At 66.1% G+C, this 22,816-nt stretch carries 13 protein-coding genes, 1 other RNA gene and 1 pseudogene; 10 read left to right on the top strand and 5 right to left on the bottom strand.

What is annotated here, in order from left to right:
* Positions 1 to 84: 84 nt before the first annotated feature.
* Positions 85 to 723, bottom strand: a complete 639-nt coding sequence (locus BQ7355_RS06370) for an IMPACT family protein (protein ID WP_072415428.1) — start codon at positions 721 to 723, stop codon at positions 85 to 87.
* Positions 724 to 876: 153 nt separating this feature from the next.
* On the opposite strand from BQ7355_RS06370, the gene rnpB reads away from it, so the two are divergent.
* From rnpB to BQ7355_RS06355, 3 genes and pseudogenes are all read left to right on the top strand, one after another.
* An RNA gene (rnpB, locus tag BQ7355_RS06365) (RNase P RNA component class A) lies at positions 877 to 1,241 on the top strand.
* A 435-nt stretch (positions 1,242 to 1,676) separates the two neighbouring features.
* Positions 1,677 to 4,309, top strand: a pseudogene (gene adhE, locus BQ7355_RS06360) (bifunctional acetaldehyde-CoA/alcohol dehydrogenase).
* Between the two features lie 87 nt (positions 4,310 to 4,396).
* Positions 4,397 to 5,167 carry an aminoglycoside phosphotransferase family protein gene (locus BQ7355_RS06355; protein ID WP_072415427.1) on the top strand — a complete coding sequence of 257 codons (771 nt, stop codon included), beginning with the start codon at positions 4,397 to 4,399 and terminating at the stop codon, positions 5,165 to 5,167.
* A 168-nt stretch (positions 5,168 to 5,335) separates the two neighbouring features.
* On the opposite strand, the gene BQ7355_RS06350 is transcribed toward BQ7355_RS06355, so the two are convergent.
* Both BQ7355_RS06350 and BQ7355_RS06345 read right to left on the bottom strand, forming a co-directional pair.
* On the bottom strand, positions 5,336 to 5,998 hold the full coding sequence (locus BQ7355_RS06350; protein WP_072415426.1) for a thiamine diphosphokinase: 663 nt from the start codon (positions 5,996 to 5,998) through the stop codon (positions 5,336 to 5,338).
* Positions 5,999 to 6,004: 6 nt separating this feature from the next.
* The gene (locus BQ7355_RS06345; RefSeq protein WP_072415425.1) at positions 6,005 to 6,709 is read right to left on the bottom strand and encodes an HAD family hydrolase; all 705 of its coding nucleotides are present in this window, start codon (positions 6,707 to 6,709) and stop codon (positions 6,005 to 6,007) included.
* 325 nt (positions 6,710 to 7,034) lie between these two features.
* Between BQ7355_RS06345 and glgB the strand changes: the two genes are divergently transcribed.
* From glgB to BQ7355_RS06310, 7 genes are all read left to right on the top strand, one after another.
* Positions 7,035 to 9,242, top strand: coding sequence for a 1,4-alpha-glucan branching protein GlgB (glgB, locus tag BQ7355_RS06340; protein WP_072415424.1), 2,208 nt, complete (start codon positions 7,035 to 7,037; stop codon positions 9,240 to 9,242).
* A 22-nt stretch (positions 9,243 to 9,264) separates the two neighbouring features.
* Positions 9,265 to 11,694, top strand: coding sequence for a glycogen/starch/alpha-glucan phosphorylase (locus tag BQ7355_RS06335; protein WP_072415423.1), 2,430 nt, complete (start codon positions 9,265 to 9,267; stop codon positions 11,692 to 11,694).
* Positions 11,695 to 11,783: 89 nt separating this feature from the next.
* A complete protein-coding gene (locus BQ7355_RS06330) occupies positions 11,784 to 12,929 on the top strand; it encodes a glucose-1-phosphate adenylyltransferase (RefSeq protein WP_072415422.1) in 1,146 nt (381 codons plus the stop codon).
* Positions 12,930 to 12,933: 4 nt separating this feature from the next.
* Complete coding sequence (gene glgD / locus BQ7355_RS06325) at positions 12,934 to 14,067, top strand: glucose-1-phosphate adenylyltransferase subunit GlgD (RefSeq protein WP_072415421.1); 1,134 nt, start codon at positions 12,934 to 12,936, stop codon at positions 14,065 to 14,067.
* Between the two features lie 97 nt (positions 14,068 to 14,164).
* A complete protein-coding gene (gene glgA / locus BQ7355_RS06320) occupies positions 14,165 to 16,459 on the top strand; it encodes a glycogen synthase GlgA (RefSeq protein WP_083581619.1) in 2,295 nt (764 codons plus the stop codon).
* A 158-nt stretch (positions 16,460 to 16,617) separates the two neighbouring features.
* Entirely contained in the window at positions 16,618 to 19,914 is a 3,297-nt protein-coding gene (locus BQ7355_RS06315; protein ID WP_072415419.1) for a 4-alpha-glucanotransferase, read from the top strand.
* 112 nt (positions 19,915 to 20,026) lie between these two features.
* The gene (locus BQ7355_RS06310; protein WP_072415418.1) at positions 20,027 to 20,266 is read left to right on the top strand and encodes an FmdB family zinc ribbon protein; all 240 of its coding nucleotides are present in this window, start codon (positions 20,027 to 20,029) and stop codon (positions 20,264 to 20,266) included.
* A gap of 135 nt (positions 20,267 to 20,401) precedes the next feature.
* Here BQ7355_RS06310 and BQ7355_RS06305 read toward each other — a convergent pair whose 3' ends face one another.
* Together BQ7355_RS06305 and fmt are read right to left on the bottom strand one after the other, a co-directional pair.
* Positions 20,402 to 21,817: an RsmB/NOP family class I SAM-dependent RNA methyltransferase gene (locus tag BQ7355_RS06305; RefSeq protein ID WP_159430448.1), complete on the bottom strand. Its 1,416-nt coding sequence runs from the start codon at positions 21,815 to 21,817 to the stop codon at positions 20,402 to 20,404.
* Positions 21,810 to 22,733 carry a methionyl-tRNA formyltransferase gene (gene fmt, locus BQ7355_RS06300; RefSeq protein WP_072415416.1) on the bottom strand — a complete coding sequence of 308 codons (924 nt, stop codon included), beginning with the start codon at positions 22,731 to 22,733 and terminating at the stop codon, positions 21,810 to 21,812. The genes BQ7355_RS06305 and fmt overlap by 8 nt, the downstream gene beginning before the upstream one ends.
* Between the last annotated feature and the right edge of the window lie 83 nt (positions 22,734 to 22,816).

Below are 22,816 nucleotides of genomic sequence, written 5' to 3'. Positions count from 1 at the left end.
TTCCGCCATGGCGGCCGCATGCGGCCATGGCGCCATCGCGCAGCCCTGCCCTCCGCTCCAAGGCGGCAGGCCCCGCTCGACGTATCAGAATTCGGTGAAGCCCGGCGTCCCCACCACGACCTGCTCGCGGCCCGCCATGAGCTCGCGCAGCTTTGGGACAAGGGCGCTCTCGTCTCCCTCGCGATACGCGGCATGGATGAGGACCTCGTCGGTGTAGTCGGTCGAGACGACCTTACCGCCCGTGTCGCCGACCAGGCGCAGCGCCTGCTCATACTGAGGGTACGGGACGGCGACGTCCACGGGCACCACGCTCGTCATCTCGACGATATCGCCCGCATCGCGCGCCGCCTGGACGGCGGCCTGGGCGGCGGCGGTGTAGGCGCGCACCAGGCCTCCCGGCCCCAGCAGGGTCCCCCCGAAGTACCGCGTCGTGACGCAGCACACGTCCTTGAGGCCCGCGCCCCGCAGGACCTCGAGCGCGGGCATGCCGCTCGTGCGCTGGGGCTCCCCGTCGTCGCTCGCGCGCTCCGTTCCGTCGACGAGGATAAACGCGGGGACGTTATGCCGTGCGTCGTAGTGCCTGGCGCGCATCGCGGCCTGGTGCGCCTGGGCCTCATCGGCGGATTCGACATGCACCAGCTGCGCGATGAACCTGCTCTTGCGGTCAACGAACTCACCTGTGGCCTCGACGCCCGCGCGCATCGTGAAATAGCTCTCAGCCATAGCTCCCCCACAACCGGACCCGCTCCAGCGCGGGACCCCGTGCATAACCAGATAACGGCCCGAGATCGCGCCGGCCCCGGGCCGACGTTGCGCGCGGGCCGTGCACACGCCCGCTCGCAAGACCTCCGGCCACATGGTACAATATCTCATTGCGAAGCGGGCCAGACGATCACGCGACCCATTGCGCACGCGATGGGCGTGAGGAAAGTCCGGGCTCCACAGGGCAGGAAGCTGGCTAACGGCCAGGCGGGGCGACCCGACGGATAGCGCCGCAGAAAAGAAGACTCCCGCTGCCCGCCTTCGGCGGGTGAGAGAAAAGCTGAAACGGTGGTGTAAGAGACCACCAGCGTCGTGGTGACACGGCGGCTTGGCAAGCCCCTTCCGGAGCAAGCGCGAATAGGAGCGCCATGGGCCGGCCCGGCCCGCGCTCGGGTAGCGTGCGAGGAGCTGCGCGGCAACGTGCAGACAAGATAAATGATCGTCCGTGACAGAACCCGGCTTATCGGCCCGCTTCGCATCGCTTTCAACGCTTCCAACGCAATAGATGCACCGTATCGCCCGGGCGCACGCCCAGGGCGGATGCCGCGGGTCCGCGCCCTCGCTCGCCCGCGCACGCATCGCACGTCGCCCGCGCACCAGCCGAGCACCCGACTCGGGCGAGCATCAGATACCGCATCCGATTGAATAGAGTTATTTGAAACGTTTCACTTTTCATCACGCTTACAACGACTTGATTTACAGCAGATACTTCGTTTACGTGCTAATTCTGTCTAATTCAGCAACATATTTCAGACCTATCTCCTACATCAGCAGGACACAATTCTCCAAAATAATCGACTCTGAAGCGTTTCATTACTACCGTTCACCGTTAAATGTCTACCGTTCACCCCCAATCAGGCGGGCGTTAGATAGAATCCAGGGCGAAGGCAGGCACCGATGAAAAGGAGCTCAGCATGGCAAAAAAGCCAACGGTTGAAGCCGCCCCCGCTATCGTGGATTCCATCGAATCCCTCGAGGCGAAGCTCGCGCGCATGCGCGAGGCCCAGAAGGTCTTCGCAACCTTCTCCCAGGAGCAGGTCGACAAGATCTTCTACGAGGCGGCCCTCGCAGCCAACAAGGCGCGCATCCCTCTCGCCAAGATGGCGGTCGAGGAGACGGGCCGCGGCGTTCTTGAGGACAAGATCATCAAGAACCACTACGCTGCCGAGTACATCTACAACGCCTACAAGGACACCAAGACCTGCGGCGTGCTCGAGCGCGACGAGGCGTACGGCATCACCAAGATCGCCGAGCCCATCGGCATCGTCCCACCAACCCCACCTCCACCGCGATCTTCAAGACCCTCATCTGCCTGAAGACCCGCAACGCCATCATCATCTCCCCGCACCCGGCGGCCGCCAAGTGCACCATCGCCGCGGCCAAGCTCGTGCTCGACGCCGCCGTCAAGGCCGGCGCCCCCGAGGAGATCATCGGCTGGGTCGACGTTCCGTCCATCGACCTCACCAACATGGTCATGCGCGACGTCGACATCATCCTGGCAACCGGCGGCCCCGGCATGGTCAAGGCCGCGTACTCCTCCGGCAAGCCCGCGCTCGGCGTCGGCGCCGGCAACACGCCGGTCGTCCTCGACGACACCGCGGACATCAAGCTCGCCGTCAACTCCATCATCCACTCCAAGACCTTCGACAACGGCATGATCTGCGCCTCCGAGCAGTCCGTGACCGTGCTGGACAGCGTCTACGACGAGGTCAAGGCCGAGTTCGCACGCCGCGGCTGCTACTTCGTGAAGAAGGGCGCCGAGATGGAGGCCCTGCGCGAGGCCATGTTCAAGAACGGTGCGCTCGACCACCGCATCCCGGGCATGCCCGCCGCCAAGATCGCCGAGCTCGCCGGCATCGAGGTCCCCGCGAAGACCAAGATCCTCATCACCGAGGTGACCTCGACCGACCCCGAGAAGGAGGAATTCTCCCACGAGAAGCTCTCCCCCGTCCTCGCCATGTACCGCGCCGCCAGCTTCCAGGAGGCCGTGGACAAGGCCGAGCACCTCGTGCTCGCCGGCGGCCCGGGCCACACCGCGTCGCTCTACGTGCATCCCGCCCAGGCCGAGAAGATCGCCCTGTTCGAGAACACGATGAAGGCCTGCCGCATCGTCATCAACACCCCGTCCTCCCAGGGCGGCATCGGCGATCTGTACAACTTCGGCATGAAGCCGTCCCTCACGCTGGGCTGCGGCTCCTGGGGCGGCAACTCCGTTTCCGAGAACGTTGGGGTGAAGCACTTGATCAACGTCAAGACCGTGGCCGAGCGCCGCGAGAACATGCTCTGGTTCAGGGCTCCGGAGAAGGTCTACTTCAAGAAGGGCTCCACGCCCGTCGCGCTCGACGAGCTCGGCACCGTCATGGGCAAGAAGCGCGCCTTCATCGTCACCGACCAGTTCCTCTTCAAGAACGGCAACACCCGCGCCATCGAGGCCAAGCTCGATGAGATGGGCATCGCGCACGACTGCTTCTACGACGTCGAGCCCGACCCCTCGCTCCAGTGCGCCCGTCGCGGCGCCGAGCAGATGCGCCTGTTCGAGCCCGACGTGATCATCGCCGTCGGCGGCGGCTCCGCCATGGACGCAGGCAAGATCATGTGGGTCATGTACGAGCACCCCGAGGCGAACTTCGAGGACATGGCCATGGACTTCATGGACATCCGCAAGCGCGTCTACACCTTCCCCAAGATGGGCGAGAAGGCCTACTTCGTGGCCGTCCCCACCTCTTCGGGCACCGGCTCCGAGTGCACCCCGTTCGCCATCATCACCGACAAGGAGACCGGCATCAAGTGGCCGCTCGCCGACTACGCGCTGCTGCCCAACATGGCGATCGTCGACGTCGACAACGCCATGACCGCGCCGCGCGGCCTCACCGCCGCCTCCGGCATCGACGTCATGACGCACGCGATCGAGTCCTATGTCTCCATCATGGCCTCCGACTACACCAAGGGCCTGTCCATGAAGGCCGCGAAGCTCGTCTTCGACAACCTGCCGAGCTCCTATGAGAACGGCGCCGCCGATCCGCACGCCCGCGAGGAGATGCACAACGCCTCCTGCATGGCCGGCATGGCTTTCGCCAACGCGTTCCTGGGCCTCAACCACTCCATGGCCCACAAGCTCGGCGCCTTCCATCACCTGCCCCACGGCATCGCCAACGCGGTCATCCTGACCCGCGTCATGCGCTACAACGCCGCCGAGGCCCCGGTCAAGATGGGCACCTTCTCCCAGTACCCGTACCCCAACGCGCTCGCCGCGTACGCCGAGATGGCCCGCTACTGCGGCATCCAGGGCAAGGACGACGCCGAGGTGTTCGAGAACTTCTGCGCCAAGCTCGAGGAGCTCAAGGAGACCATCGGCGTCAAGAGGACCATCGCCGACTACGGCGTCGACGAGGCCTACTTCCTTGAGACGCTCGACGAGATGACCGAGCAGGCCTTCAACGACCAGTGCACCGGCGCCAACCCGCGCTACCCGCTCATGAGCGAGATCCGCGAGCTGTACCTCGATGCCTTCTATGGCCGCGAGCCGCAGGACTACGCCGTCCTGTAGCGTCGCGCGAACGTATGCAGCGCCCGGCAGCCGACGCCTTAAGGCTGCCGGGCCCCATCGGGTAGCAACCCAGAAAGGACGATCGCCATGAACCTTCCGGAAACCAAGGTCGAGCTCGCTCGTCGCGGAAACAAGGTCGTCTACGACCTCGGCGACTCCATCATCAAGGTGTTCAACGAGAACAAGCCCGTCTCCGACGTGTTCAACGAGGCGCTGAACCTCGCGCGCATCAACGAGACCGGCATCCGCTCCCCGAAGGCCCTCGAGGTCGCCCAGGTCGAGGACGCCGGGCACGGCTGGGCCCTCAAGACCAGCAAGGTCGCGGGCGTCACGCTCGCCGAGAAGATGGAAGCCGAGCCCGCTCGCTTCTACGAGTATCTCGAGCAGTTCGTGGACCTGCAGATCGAGATCCACGGGTATCAGGCCCCGCTGCTCAACCGTCAGCGCGACAAGTACGCGCGCATGATCAACGGTCTCGACCAGATCAACGCCACGACCCGCTACAACCTCCTCGAGCGCCTGGACGGCATGACGAAGCAGTTCAACGTCTGCCATGGTGACTTCAACCCCACCAACGTCATCGTCGCCGAGGACGGCCAGCTCTACGTCTGCGACTGGGCGCACGCCACCCAGGGCTCCCCTGCCGCCGACGTGGCCATGACCTATTTGCTCTTCGCCCTGAGCGACAAGCAGCAGGCCGACGCCTATCTCGAGATGTACTGCGAGCGCGCGGACATGCCGATGCAGGTCGTCCGCAGCTACATGTCGATCGTCGCCGCCTCCGAGCTGGCGCGCAAGCGCGGCGGAGCGAACGACGAGTTCCTCATGAGCTGGATCGACGTGGTCGATTACCAGTAAGGCCGCATAGCCGGGCTTGATACGAACCGCCCGCCTGCCGACCGCCCTCAAGGGCGCCGACGCGCAGGCGGGCGGTCGGCGTTCCTGCCCCCATACGGGTTCGGGCCCCGCGCGGGATGATCGCGCGGGGCCCGAACCCGTATGGGGCCGAAATGCAAACGACGCCGATCAGGCCATCCGGAACACCCAGGCCCCCACGGCGCCCTCATGGCATTCGATGACCGCGAGATCCGACTCGATGACGTTGGATATCCCTAAGTCCTCCAGGAGCGAGCAGCGACGGCGGTCGAGCTCCCAGCGCATGCCGCGCTCGCTCACCTCCGCCTCGGAAGAGAGGGGCACAAACGAGAACCTGCAGCCGGTCGCGTCCTCGATGGCCCACCTGTCCCCGTCGCGGAGCACCCGCCCCAAAAAGGCATCCTCGAACAGCTCGACCGAGCCGTCCCAATCCGTCAAGCGACCGAGGGCGGCAAGGAAGTGATCGGGGGCCCCGCCGGTCAGGCAGGTCGCCCTGACCGCGCATGCACCCCAGCGCTCGCGGACGGCGCGCAACGCAAGGGACAGGTCGGTGAAGTCCTTATGCGGGTTGTACCGCTCTACGTCGAACGGGGCGGAAGCGAGACCCTCCCCTTCCGCCCGCGCGACGAGCGCCGCACCCTCGGCGCTCACCGAGTCGGCGTCGCCGCAGAACAGGTCGCAGGGCAGGCAGGCGGCACGGAGGGCATCGAGACCGCGGTCGACGGCGACGACGGCATCGCACCCGGACGCCGCCGCGCAAAGGGTTTCTGGGGAGCAGGGTTCCGGAGACCCTCCGACGATCAGGACGCGCATACGGGTCTAATCCCCGTACGCGCGCAGCGTCGCGAGCGAGAGCTCGGAGAATTCATCGACGCCGATCTCGCAGTTCGCAAAGACGTCCTCGCGCGTCTGACGGCCCTCGACGTCGTAGATGCCCACACGGCGGTAACCGGCCGCACCGGAGCTGATGAGACCGAACACGGCGTCTTCGAACACCCAGACGCTCTCGCGCGGGGGAACCGCGATGCCGCGAGATGAGCACAGGCGCTCGAGGGCGAGATCGTAGACATCGGGATGATCCTTGGAGGCGCCTGCGTCGGCCGTCGTGACGATGATGTCGAAATACCGGTCGAGGCCGTTGGCGGCAAGCCCGTTGCGGACGAGCGGGGCGGGCGTCGACGTGGCGATCGCCATGGGAACGCCGGCGCGGTCGAGCTCCTCGATGAAAGCCGGAACGCCCTCGCGGCAGGTGACCTTCGTGCGGTAGCCGTCACCCAGGATCCCCATCAGGCGATCATAGACTTCGGAACCGTCTTTTCCAACACCCCATTTGCGGTGATAGCCCTCGCAAGCGTCCGCGACGGAGAGCGGCTCGAACTCATGGAAGTCGTCGGACGTGGTCTCGTAGCCGTACGTGGCGAGAACCGCGGGCTCGGCATCCAGCCACATGCCCATGGAGCGCAGGAGCGTACCGTCGCAATCGAAGATGCATGCACGGGGGGTCGCATCGTCTTGAGTAGACATAAGCGCCTTTCAGAAGGGGTGCGCGCGGCACCGGATGGGTACAGGAGCGCCAGAAGGCGGATCGGGGTCTCTGCCGTCGGTTGCGCACGGCGGCGCAGCTTCGCCGCACATCAAACATTCACCTTATCATAAAAGAGTACATATATCCTCCATCCATCGCCGGATGGTCAAAATGGACCCCGAACCAGCTGCCGCACGACGAACGGATGCCTAAGTGCTATGTTTTATATGGCCCCATGTGCCGACATGTGTGATGCCGGGACGTGGGCCCTGTTTGTCTACCAGAACCCGGCTTCACCCAAGCCCGCAGTGATTGGAAGTACGAGTGAAACCCGCACGTGAATCCGTCTCCAACGCAGCCGACCCTGCCACCGAGCAACAGCCCTGCCTCATCATCACCGAAGACGACATCCATCTCTTCTCATGCGGGACCTGGAACCGCAGCTGGGAAAAGATGGGCGCTCACCCCGATGTTCAAGACGGCATCGCGGGCTGGCGCTTCTGCGTATGGGCGCCCGAGGTTGCGGGCGTCAGCGTCGTCGGCGACTTCAACGGATGGAACGCCGGCGCCACGCCCATGGAGCCCGTGCTCTCCAGCGCGCTGTGGCAGGCGTTCGTGCCCGGCCTGGAACAGGGCGCGCTCTACAAGTACGCAATCTCGACCGAGGACGGCGAGGTCCTCTACAAGGCGGACCCCTATGCGTTCTGGTCCGAGGTCGCACCGGGCACCGCGTCACGCCTCATGGACATCAACGGCTATTCCTGGCAGGACTCCGCCTGGCTCGCCGACCGCTCGCAGACGCCGCACATGGAGCGGCCGCTCAACATCTACGAAGTTCATCTTGGAAGCTGGAAGCGCCACGGGGACGAACCCCAGGGCGAGCCCCGTGAAGACGGCACCTGGCCCGGCCCCATGGACCAGTTCCCCGCGCAGCGCGGCACCTACTACACCTACGACGAGCTCTCCGTCGAGCTCGTCGAATACGTCCGCGACATGGGCTACACCCATATCGAGGTCCTGCCCGTCCAGGAGCACCCCTTCGACGGCTCCTGGGGCTACCAGGACACCGGGTACTACGCGGCGACGGCGCGCTACGGCGAACCCAAGCAGCTCATGCATTTCGTCGATGCCTGCCATGCCGCCGGCATCGGCGTGATCCTCGACTGGGTGCCGGGCGGCTTCTGCGCCGACTCCCAGGGGCTCGCGACGTTCAACGGCCATATGCTCTACGAGCGCGAGATCCATCCCAACTGGGGTACGCATAAGTTCGACTTCAGCCGCGGTGAGGTCAGGAGCTTCCTTGTCTCCAACGCGCTGTTCTGGATCGACATGTTCCACGCGGACGGCATCCGCATGGACGGCGTCTCAAGCATGCTGTACCTCAACTTCGGCGTGGACAATCCCGCCGACAAGAAGTTCAACGAGTACGGAACCGAGGAGGACCTGGATGCCTCCGCGTTCATACGCCAGGTCAACACGACCGTCGAACGCGCCTTCCCCGATGTCATGATGATGGCCGAGGAGTCCACCGCCTGGCCCCTCGTCACCTATCCCGCCGAGGACGGCGGCCTCAGCTTCCACTACAAGTGGGACATGGGCTGGATGAACGACACGCTGCACTACATGCAGACCGACTTCCCCTGGAGGCCGGGCAACCACGGGCTGCTCACGTTCTCGCTCATGTACGCCTACAGCGAGAACTACATCCTACCCCTCTCGCACGACGAGGTCGTCCACGGCAAGTGCTCCCTCATCGGGCGCATGCCGGGCGACTGGTGGCGCCAGTTCGCGGGGCTCCGCACACTCGCCTTCTGGCAGATGACCCACCCCGGCGCCAAGCTCAACTTCATGGGCAACGAGATCGCTCAGTTCATCGAATGGCGCTACTACGAATCCATCCAATGGTTCCTCGCGGAGGAGCACGAGACGCACGCGAAGCACCGGGAGTTCATCCGGGCGCTCAACCACCTGTACACCTCCGAGCCGGCGCTCTACGAGTACGCCTACGCGCCCGAAGGGTTCGAGTGGATCGACGCGGACAACACGGAGCAGTCCATCATCTCCTACGTGCGCCATGGCAAGAAGGCCTCCGACGACCTCATCGTCGTCATCAACTTCAACCCCGCCTACTACCAGACCTATCGCATAGGCGTGCCGCGCGAGGGGGCCTGGGCCGAGATCTTCAACTCCGACGACGTCGCCTTCGGCGGATCGGGCAAGGGCAACCGCAAGCTCATCTCGAGCGTCGAGGAGCCCATGCACGGCCGGGAGAACTCCATCGAGCTCACCATCCCGCCGCTCGCCGGCATCATCCTGAAGCGGCGCGGACCGAGCAAGAACAGGCCCAAGGCAAAGCCCAAGGCCAAGCGCGCGGCGTCGAAGCGGGGCGCGGCGGCAGAGAAGAAGGCCGCCGAAGCGGCGGCTCCGACCAAGAAGGCCTCTGCGCGCAAGCCCTCGACCAAGACCAAGCCGCGCGGCACGAAGGCATCGGGCGGCGCCGCATCCTCCCGAGCGTCGAAATCCGACAACTAGCACCCATAAGGAGAACGCATCAATGAGCAAGCTATTCGAGACGACCGACGAGTTCAAGGAGGCCTACCGGGCCATGATCATGGCCGAGGTGGGAAAGGACATCGCCTCCGCGCATGGCGCCGAGCAGTACCGCGCGCTCGCCAAGCTGATCGCCACGCGCGCCAACCGGCAGTTCGCCGAGTGCGACTCCGAGAACGGCCGCAGCGACAGGAAGAAGGTCTACTACTTCTCCCTTGAGTTCCTCATCGGTCCGCTCCTCGATAACTACCTTCTGAACTACGGCGTGCGCGACCTTGTCGAGCAGGGCCTCTCCGAGATGGGCATCTCCCTCGACGAGCTGCTCTGCGAAGAGGTCGACCCCGGCCTTGGCAACGGGGGTCTGGGGCGCCTCGCCGCCTGCTTCCTCGACTCCATGGCGAGCGAGGGCATCCTCGGGTTCGGCAACGGCATGCGCTACCGCTACGGGCTGTTCCGCCAGAAGATCGTCGACGGCCGGCAGGTCGAGGTGACCGACAACTGGCTCGAGAAAGGCTATCCGTGGGAGACCGCGCACCCCGAGAGCCGCGTGCTCGTGCGCTTCGGGGGCGATGTCGTGCGCCACGAGGATGCGGACGGAACCTTCTCCTTCACCACCGAGGGCGGGGAGCTCGTCGCCGCCATCCCCTACGACGTCCCGATCGTCGGCTACGGCAGCAAGACCGTCAACCGCCTGCGGCTCTGGAGTGCCCAGCCCGCCGGAGCCGACTTCGACCTCGATGCGTTCAACGCGGGAGACTATGCCCGGGCCAACAAGTTCCGCACCGACGCCGAGGCCATCTCGGAGATCCTGTACCCCAACGACGCGGGCGAGCACGGGCGCATACTGCGCCTCAAGCAGGAGTATCTGTTCGTCTCGGCGGGCCTCACCTCGATCCTGCGCACCTTCAAGTTCGACAACGGCCCCGATGCCTGGAATCGCTTCCCCGACCTGGTAGCCATCCACACCAACGATACCCATCCGGCCATGTGCGGCGCCGAGCTGATGCGCCTGTTCATGGACGAGGAGGGCCTGGACTGGGACACCGCATGGGACCTCGTCACCCGCTCGGTCTCCTACACGAACCACACCGTCCTTCCCGAAGCGCTCGAGAAGTGGCCCATCGACACGTTCCGCCGCCTCCTGCCGCGCGTCTACATGATCATCGACGAGATCAACCGCCGCTACATGGAGTCCTTCCCCCGCGATATCGAGGGCTGGCAGGAGAAGATGCGCAATACCGCCATCCTGTGGGACGGCCAGGTCCGCATGGCCAACCTCTCCGTCATCTGCAGCCACTCCGTCAACGGCGTCGCCCAGCTGCACACCGAAATCCTCGAGCGCGAGACGCTGCGCGACTTCTACGAGCTCATGCCGGAGAAGTTCAACAACAAGACCAACGGCATCTCGCCGCGCCGTTTCCTGGGCAACGCCAACCCGTCGCTCTCCGCGCTCATCACCGAGCGCATCGGCGACGGCTGGTACCGCGACGCCGCGGAGCTCAAGAAGCTCGAGGCCTTCGCCGACGATGAGGCCTTCCTCGACGGCCTCGCCGCGTCCAAGCGCGCGAACAAGGAGCGGCTCGCCGCATACATCGAGCGTACCTGCGGCGTGACCGTCGACGTCGATTCCATCTTCGACGTGCAGGTCAAGCGCTTCCATGCGTACAAGCGCCAGCTGCTGAACATCTTCAAGGTCATGTACCTGTACGACCGCATGCTGGACGACCCCTCCTTCAAACCCCATAAGACGACCTTCATCTTCTCGGGCAAGGCCGCCAGCGCCTACACGTTCGCCAAGGAGGTCATTCGCCTGATCAACTCCGTAGCGGACGTCATCAACAGCGACGACCGCGTCAACGACACGATCAAGGTCGTGTTCATCCCCAACTTCGCCGTCTCCAACGCGCAGCTCATCTATCCCGCGACCGAGATCTCCGAGCAGATCTCCACAGCGGGCAAGGAGGCTTCCGGCACCTCGAACATGAAGCTCATGATGAACGGCGCGATCACGCTGGGGACGCTCGACGGGGCCAACATCGAGATCGCAGAGCTCGCCGGGCGCGAGAACGAGAAGATCTTCGGCATGGAGGTCGAGGAGGTCGAGGCCCTGCGCTCCGGCAACTACTTCGCATGGGACGTGGTCAACGCCGACCGCGACGGCATCGGACGCGTCGTCGCCCACCTCACCGACGGCACCTACAGCCGTCTGTCGGGCAACTTCGAGTCCATCCACGCCGAGCTCATGAACAACAACGACTACGACTTCGTGCTCGCGGACTTCGCGGACTACATGAGCGCGTGGACCGAGCTGACCGCAAGCTACGACGACACGCGCGCCTGGCAGCGCATGGCGCTCGCCAACATCGCGAACTCGGGGCACTTCTCCTCGGACCGCACCATCCGCCAGTACCGAGACGAGATCTGGCACGCCTAGCGCAAAGCCATGGCACCACGGGCGCCCGCGGCGCGGACCGAGGACACCCTTGAGCACAGTATTGAAGCACGGACACAAGGGAGAATTCGATGAGCAAGAAAGAATGCATCGCGATGCTCCTCGCAGGAGGACAGGGAAGCAGATTGGGGGCGCTCACCTCCAAGATCGCCAAACCGGCCGTCAGCTTCGGCGGAAAGTTCAGGATTATCGACTTTTCGCTCTCGAACTGCTCCAACTCGGGGATCGATACCGTCGGCGTGCTCACGCAGTACCGCCCGTACCTGCTGAACAACTACGTCGGATCCGGTGAGGCCTGGGATCTGGACGAGCGCGGGGCGGGCGTCTCCATCCTGCCCCCCTACGCCACGCAGGAGGGCGGAAGCTGGTACGCGGGGACCGCGGACGCGGTGACGCAGAACATCGGCTATATCCGCGAGCACGACCCGGCGTACGTCCTGATCCTCTCGGGCGACCACCTGTACCGCATGGACTACCGCAAGATGCTCAAGAGCCATATCGAGCACGGCGCCGATCTCACCGTCTCCGTCATGCCCGTGCCCTGGGAGGAGGCGAGCCGCTTCGGCATCATCACCAAGGACGATGACGACCGCATCGTCAAGTTCACCGAGAAGCCGGAGAAGCCCGATTCCAACCTGGCGTCCATGGGCATCTACATCTTCAGCACGGACGTCCTGCTGAACGCGCTCGAGGAGGACGCGCTGGACGCCCGCAGCAGCCACGACTTCGGCAAGGACATCATCCCCAAGCTCCTTGAGAACGACGGGCGCCTGTACTGCTACGAGTTCCACGGCTTCTGGAAGGACGTCGGCACCATCTCGAGCTTCCACGAGACGTCCATGGACCTCCTCGGCGAGAACCCCGAGTTCGATCTCTACGACAAGAGCTTCCCGATCATGAGCAACATCACGACCCGGCCCCCGCACTACATCGGGCCCGAGGCTCGCGTCGACGACTGCCTGATCTCCAACGGCTGCAAGGTGTTCGGCACCGTGCGGCACTCCATCCTCTCCACGGACGCCGTCGTCGACGAGCGCGCCGTGGTCGAGGACTCCGTGCTCCTGCCGGGAGCGCGCGTGAAGGCCGGCGCGCACGTCGTGCGGGCCATCCTGGGAGAGAACTCCGTCGTCGAAGAGGGCGTGAAGCTCGGAAGCGTCGACGCCACGAAGGACACCGCCGTCGTCGGAAACGACGTCGTCATCGGGAAGGGGGAATGAACCGATGATCAACCGTAAGGCCCTCGGTTACATTACCGCGAACTATACCTGCCGCACCCGCACCAAGCTGCTCGACGAGCGCCCCTTCGCGGCGCTGCCGATCTTCGGTCGCTATCGCCTCGTCGACTTCCCGCTCTCCAACATGGCGAACGCCGGCATCAAGACCGTCGGCATCGTCATGCCGGGCAACTACCGCGCCCTTATCGATCATCTGAGCAGCGGGCGCGACTGGATGCTCGACCGCAAGAAGGGCGGCCTGTTCATGCTGCCCGGCAACGCCTTCGGGTCCTCCAAGGAGGGCATGTGCTTCCTGCTCCGCGACATCATCTCCAACAAGATGCTGTTCCAGCGCTCCGACAAGCCCTATGTCGTCATGATGGGCTGCAACATCATCTACAACCTCGATCTCGCCGAGATCATCGAGGCCCACGAGCGCTCCGGCGCCCACGCGACCATGGTCTACACCAAGGCCGAGCGCGCCCATGACGAGGACGTCACCTCGCTCGAGATCGGCGAGGCCGGCCGCGTGAAGGCCCTGCACCCCGGATGCTGCTACGGGGACAACAAGTTCCTTGATTGCGCCATCATCAACCGCGAGGTGCTGCTCCAGATCATCGACCGCTGCGGTGCGATGGATTACCTCGACCTGTTCCATGCGCTCGAGCCCGAATTCGGCCGCATCGATGTATGCAGCTACGAGTTCAAGGGCCTGTCGCTCGGAATCTTCGACGAGGAGTCCTACTTCCAGCGCTCGATGGATCTGCTTAACCCGGCTCTCAACGATAAGCTCTTCTGCCCCGACCGCCCGATTCTCACCAAGGCCCATGACGCTCCCCCGGCGAAGTACACCAACGGCAGCGTCGTCTGCAACTCGCTCATCTCCGCAGGCTGCGCCATCAAGGGCACCGTCCGCAACTCGATCCTTTCGCGCGGCGTCGTGGTCGAGCATGGAGCGAGCGTCACGAACAGCATCGTGATGCAGGGCGTCGTGATCAAGTCCGGAGCGCGCGTCGAGAACGCCATCATCGACAAGAACAACGTCGTCCCGGCGAGCACCGAGCTCCGCGGAACGCCCGATGCGACCCTGGTGGTCGCCAAAGCGCCCGTGATCGCCAAGAAGACGGTCATCATCGACTAGCCGCAGCGGCAACGCCGCGAACGCAGCCGGCGCCGTCGCACCGCCCCCGGTAGCGACGGCGCCGGCTTTCCTCATATCCACCGTGAAAGGACTTCACATGCCAGACACCACACCGCATCGCCTGGGTGTCGTCTTCGCCAGCGCAGAGGCGGCGCCCTTCGTGAAGACCGGCGGACTCGGCGACGTCGCCGGCTCGCTGCCCTCAGCCCTCAACGCCGCCGGGGCCGACGTCATCGTCATGGTCCCGAAGTACGCCACGATTGCCGATGAGTACAAGGCCCAGATGGAGCACGTCGGGGAGTTCTACGTGCCCCTCGGCTGGCGCAACGAGTACTGTGGGCTCGAGCGCCTCGTCCACGACGGGGTCACCTACATCTTCATCGACAACGAGCGCTACTTCGGTCGCAGCTACCCGTACGGCTTCTTCGACGACGGGGAGCGCTTCGCCTACTTCTCCAAGGCGGTTTGCGAGAGCCTGCAGTACCTTCCCGACGGCTTTACGTGCGACATCCTCCACTGCAACGACTGGCACACCGCGCTCGCGCCCGTGTTCCTGCGCGAGTTCTATCAGGGCTTGCCCGTCTACGAAAACGTCAAGTGCGTCTTCTCCATCCACAACATCGCCTTCCAGGGCCAGTTCACCGACATGCTGCTCGGCGACGTCCTCGGCCTGTCGCATATCGAGCCGGCGGTTCGGCAGCTCCGCTGCGACGACCGTTCCATCAACTACATGCTCGGGGCCATCAACTACTCCGACGCCATCGGAACCGTCTCCCCCACCTACGCCGCCGAGATCTGCACGCCCGAGTACGGCGAGGGCCTGGACGGGGCTCTCCGCCGCCGCCGCGACATCCTGCACGGAATCCTGAACGGTATCGACGTCGTGCGCAACGACCCCGCCAGCGATCCGCGCATCGAGGCGACCTACACCGTCGCCGACCGCTCTGGGAAGGCCGCCTGCAAGGCCGCCCTCCAGCGCGAGCTCGGGCTCGAGGTCCGCGACGACCGCCCGCTCATGGTCATGGTCACCAGGCTCACGCGCCAGAAAGGCATGGACCTCGTCACCTACGCACTCGACCGCATCCTCTCCGGCGGCGTCCAGGTGGCGATCCTGGGAACCGGCGATTACGACTACGAGGAGGCGCTTCGCTATTTCGAGCGCACTTATCCGGGCCAGATGGCCGCGCGCATCCAGTTCGACCCCGCGCTGTCCCAGCGCATGTACGCCGCCGCGGACATGTTCCTCATGCCGTCGCTCTTCGAGCCCTGCGGTCTTTCCCAGATCATCGCCATGCGCTACGGCACGCTGCCCATCGTTCGAGAGACCGGTGGCCTGAGGGACACCGTCACCCCCTACAACCAGTACACCGGCGAGGGCACGGGCTTCTCCTTCACGCACTTCAATGGCGATGAGATGGGAGACGCGGTGTTCCGCGCCGCCCGTCTGTTCTGGGACGACCGCGCCGCCTGGGATGCGCTCGTCACGCAGGCCATGGAGGCTGATTTCAGCTGGACGCGTTCGGCCGGCGACTACATGAACCTCTATCTCGACCTGCGGCCTGACATGCGACCCGGCGTCGAGGCGCTGCTCGCCGAGCAGGCGGCAGCGGCGGAAGCCGCCGCGAAGCCGGCGAAGAAGCCCGCGCGCCCGCGCAAGACCGCAACCAAGACTGCAACCAAGACCGCAGCGAAGACGCCAGCCAGGACCAAGGCTCAGAAGAGCACGGAAGAGGCCGGTGAAAAGGCCCCTGCCCCCAAGCGGACGCGCACGAGGAAGGTCGCGGCGCCCGCGGCTGCCGAACCCGCAGGCGTCGAAGATGCCGCCGAACCGAAGAAGCCGACGGCGCGCAAGACCGCCCGCGCCACCAAGCCCGCGGAGGAAGCCGACACCGCGCCCGCCAAGAAGGCGCCCGCGAGGAAAACTCCCTCAAAGCGCGCGCCCAAGGCAACCGAGGACGGCACCGCAGCCCCCGCCGCCCAGGGCGCCGAGGCGGAGCCCGTGAAGATAGCGCCCGCGAAACGCCCTGCCGCGAAGAAGGCTGCGACCGCCCGCACGACCGAAGCGAAGACAGCGGCCGGCGCGACCGATTCGGCCGACAAGCCGGTCGCCGAGGCTGAGGCCGTCAAGCCCGCGGCCAAGGCGGCGGCCAAGCCCGCGGCCAAGCCTCGCCGTGCGGCGGCCACGGCGAAGAAGGCGGCCGACTCCGCCACCGCAAGCGCACCGAAGCCCCCCGCGGCCCAGAAGGCTCCTGCCGCGCCCAAGGCCGCGGCGAAGACAGCCGCCGCCCCCGCTGCGGCCAAAGTCTCCGATGCGGCGCCCGAAGCCCCGAGTGCCACGATCGACAAGCGCGTCCCCCACGTCCGCCGCGGAGCCAGCCGCAAGACGAAATAGACCGCCCTCCATCCCGGGCACGGAGGCGGGGAGGCCCACTTGCGGCCTCCCCGCCTCCTTATGCATGGACCTGAGCACATCCGATGCATCTCCCCTATACTTATCAGGTGATACTCGCATCCGCGACACGGACCTGAACGATAAACGGACTTGCCATCATGAACCTTTTGCACAACAGCCGCCGTCCTGATTTCCGCACCCCCTTTGGAGCGGTCGTGGTCGGTACCGCCGTGCGCCTCGCGCTTCACGTCGAAGATGCGGACGCCCATGCCCTCGAGGCGCGCGTCCGCATCTGGGTCGACGGTGAGGGCGAGCGCTTCGTTCCCATGGACGCGACCGACGACGCCACGCTCTCGGCGACCATCGACTGCGCCGAGCAGGAGCTCGTCTGGTACTGCTTCCACGTCAAAGACACCGCCGGGCGCATGCATTACGTCGGAGCGCGCCAGGGTCGCACCGGAGGCCTCTCGGTTACCTACGACTACCCCGAGGTCCCCTCATTCCAGATCACGGTCTACCGCCATCGCGCGCAACGCCCCTCATGGTACGAGCACGGTATCGTCTATCAGATCTTCCCCGACCGCTACCGCCGCGATCCGGGCTGGCGCGAGCGCTGCGAGGCGGCCCTGGCCCGGGACCGACGCGGCCCCGGAAAGCGCATCGTCGAGGACTGGAACACGCCTCCCGTCTACGAACGCGACGAGACGGGAGCCATACGAACCTGGGATTTCTACGGAGGGTCGCTCGAGGGCATCCGTCTTGACCTGGATCGGCTCCAGGAGATGGGCGTCACGGCCATCTACCTCAACCCCATCTTCGAGGCCCAAAGCAACCACCGCTACGACACGGGGGACTACTTGCGCATCGATCCGATGCTCGGCACGAAGGAGGATTTCGAGCGGCTTTGCTCAGACGCCCGCGAACACGGCATTTCCATCATCCTCGACGGCGTGTTCAACCACACCGGTGACGATTCCCGCTACTTCAACCGCTACGGCAACTATCCCGAAGTCGGAGCATGGCAGTCCGAGGATTCCCCCTGGCGCGACGCGTACCTGTTCAAGGACGACGGGACCTACGACTGCTGGTGGGGCATCACCAACATGCCCGACCTGAACGAGAACTCCGCTCGCGTACGCGAGCTTCTGCTCGGCGAGGACGGCGTCATCAGGACCTGGTTGCGTGCAGGAGCGCGGGGATGGCGCCTCGATGTCGCCGACGAGCTGTCGGACGGCCTCATCGCGGACATCAAGCGCTCCGTCCTCGAAGAGGTTCCCGACGGCCTGCTGCTCGGCGAGGTCTGGGAGGACGCCTCCAACAAGTCGAGCTACGGCAAGCTCCGCAGATACCTGCTGGGCGACGAGCTCGATTCCGCCATGAACTACCCGCTCCGCGACGCCATCCTGGGCTTCCTCGTCTACGGCGAGACCGCCTACGAGGCGGCGGAGCGCCTCGAGTGCCTGCGCGAGAACTATCCGCCCGAGGCGCTCGCCTGCGCCCTCAACCTGCTCGGCAGCCATGACAAACCCCGCATCGCCTCCGTGCTCGGCGGAGGTCCCGACGAGTCGCAGGTGCACGAGGCCGAGCGCGGCCGCTTCCGCCTGGACGAGAACTCGATGGGGCTTGCGAAGGGCCGTTTCTGGCTCGCGACGCTCATGCAGATGACGGTTCCCGGCGTCCCCTCCATCTACTACGGCGACGAGTTCGCCCTCGAGGGGCTCTCCGATCCCGGCAACCGCCGCGCCCTGCCCGAGCTCGAGGATATTCGCGACCGCGACATGCTGACGATGGTGCGCAACGCCATCATGCTCCGGCGCGCCCTGCCTTTCCTCACCGAGGGCACCTTCGAGGCGAGCGCGCTCAACGACGACGTCCTCTGCCTGAGGCGCCGCGGCGCGTCGGGCGAGATGGCTTCGCTCCTCCTCAACCGCAGCCTCTCCAACACGCGCACCGTGCGCCTTCCCGTCGAGAACCCTTACGCCGTCGATGTCATCTCCGGTACAGAGCTCGAGCGCGGAGCCGACGGCTGCGCCGAGGTCCGGCTGTGGCCGCTCGGCAGCTCGGTCGTGTACTCCCAGCGCGAGCGGCGCCTCCAGAAGCCCATGGAGCCAGGTGCCGGCGTGCTGTGCCACATCACCTCGATTCCCAACAGGTCGGGACGACCCGGAACCCTCGGCGCCCCCGCGCGGCGCTTCGTCGACCAGCTCGCCCGCATGGGCGTACGGTACTGGCAGGTGCTACCCGTCAACCCCACCGATTCGTACGGGTCGCCCTATGCCGGCCCCTCCGCGTTCGCCGGCAACATCTCCCTGCTCGAGGAGGACGCGCGCACGCTGAACCACGACTTTGCCGCGTTCCGCACGCACGGAGGGTTCCAGTCCAAGGCGTTCTTCGAGTTCGCACTCGAGAACGAGAGCTGGCTCGACCCCTACTGCGCCTTCATGGCGGTGAAGGACCACTTCAAGGGCTCATCGCGCCATGAGTGGCCTGAAGAGCTGCGCCGTTACGATGTCGCGGTATTCGCCGACGAGCGGTTCGCGCGGCGTGCCCAGTTCCACGCCTTCGCCCAGTTCCGCTTCGAGACCGAATGGCGCGATCTGCTCGATTACGCACACGCGCACGGCATCCAGGTCATCGGCGACATCCCGATGTACGTCTCCGACGACTCGGCCGACGCCTGGAGCGAGCCGACGATGTTCTCGCTCGGACGTGACGGCATGCCCTACGAGGTCGCGGGCGTCCCGCCCGACCGCTTCTCCGCAACCGGCCAGGTATGGGGCAACCCCACCTATCGCTGGGACGAAATGCGACGTGACGGCTACGTATGGTGGCTCGCGCGCCTCAAGCGCTCGTTCTCGCTGTACGACCAGGTTCGCCTCGACCATTTCCTGGGATTCCACAACTACTTCGGCATCCCCGCGGGCGAGGACGGAACGAAGGGACGCTGGCTGCCCGGCCCAGGGATCGAGCTGTTCGAGCGGGCCTACGAGGAGTTCGGCCCCTTGCCGCTCATCGCAGAGGACCTTGGCCTTTTGACCCCTGGCGTCCGCGCGCTCTGCGCAAGCTGCGGATTCCCCGGCATGGACGTCCTCGAGTTCGCTGACAACGACATCCGCCAGCAGATCTGCACGCACAAGGAAAAGGTGCTCTACACCTCGACGCACGACACGTCGACGCTCGTGGGCTTCTGCCAGCGCGCGTTCTGCTCCGACGGAACCGTTCCCGGTGCACGCTACCTGGGTATCGAGATCGTCCGGCATGCGCTCGAGAGCGCGGCAAACGTCGTGATGATGCAGCTGCAGGACCTTCTCATGCTGGGTGACGAGGCGCGCATGAACGTTCCCGGCGTCGCAGAGCGCAACTGGTCCTGGCAGGCCGACGCCGACGATATCGAGGACGCCGTCGACGCGGTCGCGCATATGCTCATGGAGACCGGACGCTCGATCGCATCTTGATCCGCGCGCCGCGCACCGAGCGCCCGAATTCGGGTAGAGTAGGAACGGTTTGAACGAGCGCCCCCCGCCCGCAAGGCGGTCCGGGGGCGCTCATGAGCGAGAAGGAAGCAAGATGGCACGTTACGACTATCGCTGCACGGGCTGCGGCAACATCTTCGAGGTCGAGCACGGGATGACCGAGCGTCCCGAGGTCGTGTGCCCCGCTTGCGGCGGGGCGTCGGAGAAGGTCTTCAGCGCGAGCGGCATCAAGTTCGAAGGCAGCGGCTTCTACAACACCGACCAGCGCGGAGGCGGCTCCTGCACGGAGGCCACCAGCGGCGGGTGCGGGTGCGAGAGTTGCCCGAACGCGTAGCGCAAGGGACAAAGTCGCATCCCGACGGCCCCGTCGATGCAAGAGGACCCGGTAACGGACATAGGCCGCTACCGGGTCCTTCCATGAATCGAGTCGATACCGAGCTGTCCGAGCGACGACGGGTCCGGCCTCGGCCTACACGCGCACGAAGCGTGCGCAGAAATGGCCATCGAAACCGCCGCAGACGGGAAGGGATTGGAAGAGCCCACGCTCATCCTCGCACGCGGCAAGGTCCCAGACGGCAGCGCCATAAGCGGGACCCGCGCCGCGCAACGCACCGGAAAGCGGGGCGAGCGCGAAGCCCTCCCCCTCCGGCGAAGCGAGAAACGCATCCACCGCACCCTGGTTCTCCGCACGAAGCACCGAGCACGTGGCGTAGACGAGCTCGCCTCCCGCAGCGACGCGGCCGGCGGCCTCGCGCAGCATCGCGAGCTGCAGGCCGGGCAGCTCGACATCGCACGCCTGGGGAGCAAGGCGCCAGGGAATCTCGCCGTGCCGGCGCATGGTGCCCGTCCCCGAACACGGGGCGTCCACGAACACGGTATCGAACAGGACGGGGCGGCCCGCCTCCGCATCGATGCCCGACAGGCATGCGTCCAGGTCGGTGGCGTCGCCTGAAACCGCCTTGATCGAACCCAGTCCGGAGCATGCGACGCGCTGCTCGTTCGCGCGGCACTTCCCCTCGTACAGATCGAGAGCGATATGGACGCGGTCCACCTCGCGGCGGCGGGCGTGCGCCATCATCATGAACGTCTTGGTTCCACGGCCGGCACCCACCTCCAGGCATGACCCCGGACGCACGGCGGCGGCGGCGATCAGCTGCGCATGGTAGTCGGACGCGACGACATCCGCGCGCGCGAACGCGCCCGAGCGCACGAGCTCGGCCACGCGCTCGACGGCAAAAGAACCGGGCAGCCCCAACGGACGGGCGCCGTCCCCGCGCAGCGAGACGGCAGCGCCCTCGGCGCGCAACGGGTTGACCTGCACCGCGATGGGCGCGGGCTCGAATTGCGACGCAAGCGTGGCGTCCGCGCGCTCATCCCCCAGCGAATCGACGATCCTGCGCACGAGCCATGTGGGAAGACCGGCGCGCCGAGCGCGGGAGACCGCGATGCGGTGCCGCTCGGGAACGTCGCCCGCATCGAGGAACGCGACGGAATCCTCCGCCACGCGCCGCAACACGGCGTTGGCAAGTCCAGCAGCCCCGCGCGATGCCGCGCGCGCCAGCTCGACCCCCTGGCTGACCGCAACCTGGGGCGGCGTCTTGAGATACAGCAGCTCATACGCACCGATGCGCAGCGCGTCGCGCACCTCAGGATCGAGGGCGCGCGGATCGTCGAGCACGCGGTCGAGGGCATCGTCCAAACAGCCGCACGCCGCCGTCGCGCCCAGGGCGAGCCTGCGCGCGAAGGCGGCGTCCCGCGCCTCGAGCCCCATGGCGGCGCAGACTTCGGAAGCGAGCTCGCGCGCATACCGGTCGCGCTCACGGGCAGACGAGAGGATCCGGAAAGCGGCGCGGCGCCCGCGGGACAGATGGGCCGCCTTACTCAAGACGACCCCAGGCACCGCGCTCCCCGCGCTGACCGGCAGCCCAGGACTTGGCGTCCATCTCGCGTTTGCCGTCGGGCTTGACGGAGAGAAGCTCAAGGGAGCCGTCGGCGCAGCCCATGAACACCCGCCCGGCCTGTACGACGAGCTCGCCGGGGGCGACGTCCGGGCACCCCGCTCCACATGCGGCAGCAGTGACGCGCGCGGGCCTGCCGGCGATCTCGCAGCGCGCCGGTGCGGCATCCGAGGATGCGAGCACGCGACGCACGTTGTCGGTCGCGCTCGCAGCGGGATCGAGTCGAAGCTCGGCCTTGGAGATCTTCGCGGCATGCGTCACGAGCGCCTCGTCCTGCTCGGTCCAGACGGCCGTGCCGTCGGCGAGGGCGGGCAGGGTCTCGACGAGCAGATCGCCCCCGAGCTCCGCGAGTTCAGAAGTGAGCTCGTCGGCGGTCTTTCCGGCGACGGCGCAGGACGCCTGGGCGCAATAGGCGCCCGTGTCGACGCCGTGGCCGATGCGCATGATGGATACACCGGTCTCGGCATCGCCTTCAAGGATGGAGCGCTGGATCGGCGCCGCACCGCGCCAGCGGGGCAGCAGCGACGCGTGGACGTTCACGCAGCCCAGCGGAGCCATGGTGAGAACGGGGTCCGGAAGGATGCAGCCGTATGCGGCGACGCAGAAGACGTCGGCCTCCACGGCGCGCAGCCGGTCCTGCACCTCGGGCGTCATGCGGTTGGCCTCGAGCACGGGAAGTCCGAGCTCGAGGGCCGCCGTCTTGACCGGAGAGGGCTCGAGCTTCTTGCCGCGGCTCCTGACCGCGTCGGGGCGCGTGCAGACGAGCGCGACGTCGTGCTCGCGGGCGAGTTTGCGAAGCAAGGGGACCGCAAACGAGGGCGTTCCCATGAAAACGATACGCATAGAGGGTTCCTTCCCTGAGCGAAGCTGCCCCGCGAGCGGGCGATCGCGCGCTTGGCGCGCCGTGCGCGGAGCCAACGGGTACG

The organism is Collinsella phocaeensis, assembly GCF_900119895.1.
Taxonomy (GTDB): domain Bacteria; phylum Actinomycetota; class Coriobacteriia; order Coriobacteriales; family Coriobacteriaceae; genus Collinsella; species Collinsella phocaeensis.
This window is presented reverse-complemented; position numbering and strand designations above follow the sequence as displayed.

Excerpts from the sequence above, each read along its gene's own strand:
- BQ7355_RS06370 (WP_072415428.1), bottom strand. The coding sequence starts at position 723 with ATGGCTGAGAGCTATTTCACGATGCGCGCGGGCGTCGAGGCCACAGGT.
- BQ7355_RS06355 (WP_072415427.1), top strand. The coding sequence starts at position 4,397 with ATGAACCTTCCGGAAACCAAGGTCGAGCTCGCTCGTCGCGGAAACAAG.
- BQ7355_RS06350 (WP_072415426.1), bottom strand. The coding sequence starts at position 5,998 with ATGCGCGTCCTGATCGTCGGAGGGTCTCCGGAACCCTGCTCCCCAGAA.
- BQ7355_RS06345 (WP_072415425.1), bottom strand. The coding sequence starts at position 6,709 with ATGTCTACTCAAGACGATGCGACCCCCCGTGCATGCATCTTCGATTGC.
- BQ7355_RS06335 (WP_072415423.1), top strand. The coding sequence starts at position 9,265 with ATGAGCAAGCTATTCGAGACGACCGACGAGTTCAAGGAGGCCTACCGG.
- BQ7355_RS06330 (WP_072415422.1), top strand. The coding sequence starts at position 11,784 with ATGAGCAAGAAAGAATGCATCGCGATGCTCCTCGCAGGAGGACAGGGA.
- glgD (WP_072415421.1), top strand. The coding sequence starts at position 12,934 with ATGATCAACCGTAAGGCCCTCGGTTACATTACCGCGAACTATACCTGC.
- glgA (WP_083581619.1), top strand. The coding sequence starts at position 14,165 with ATGCCAGACACCACACCGCATCGCCTGGGTGTCGTCTTCGCCAGCGCA.
- BQ7355_RS06315 (WP_072415419.1), top strand. The coding sequence starts at position 16,618 with ATGAACCTTTTGCACAACAGCCGCCGTCCTGATTTCCGCACCCCCTTT.
- BQ7355_RS06310 (WP_072415418.1), top strand. The coding sequence starts at position 20,027 with ATGGCACGTTACGACTATCGCTGCACGGGCTGCGGCAACATCTTCGAG.
- fmt (WP_072415416.1), bottom strand. The coding sequence starts at position 22,733 with ATGCGTATCGTTTTCATGGGAACGCCCTCGTTTGCGGTCCCCTTGCTT.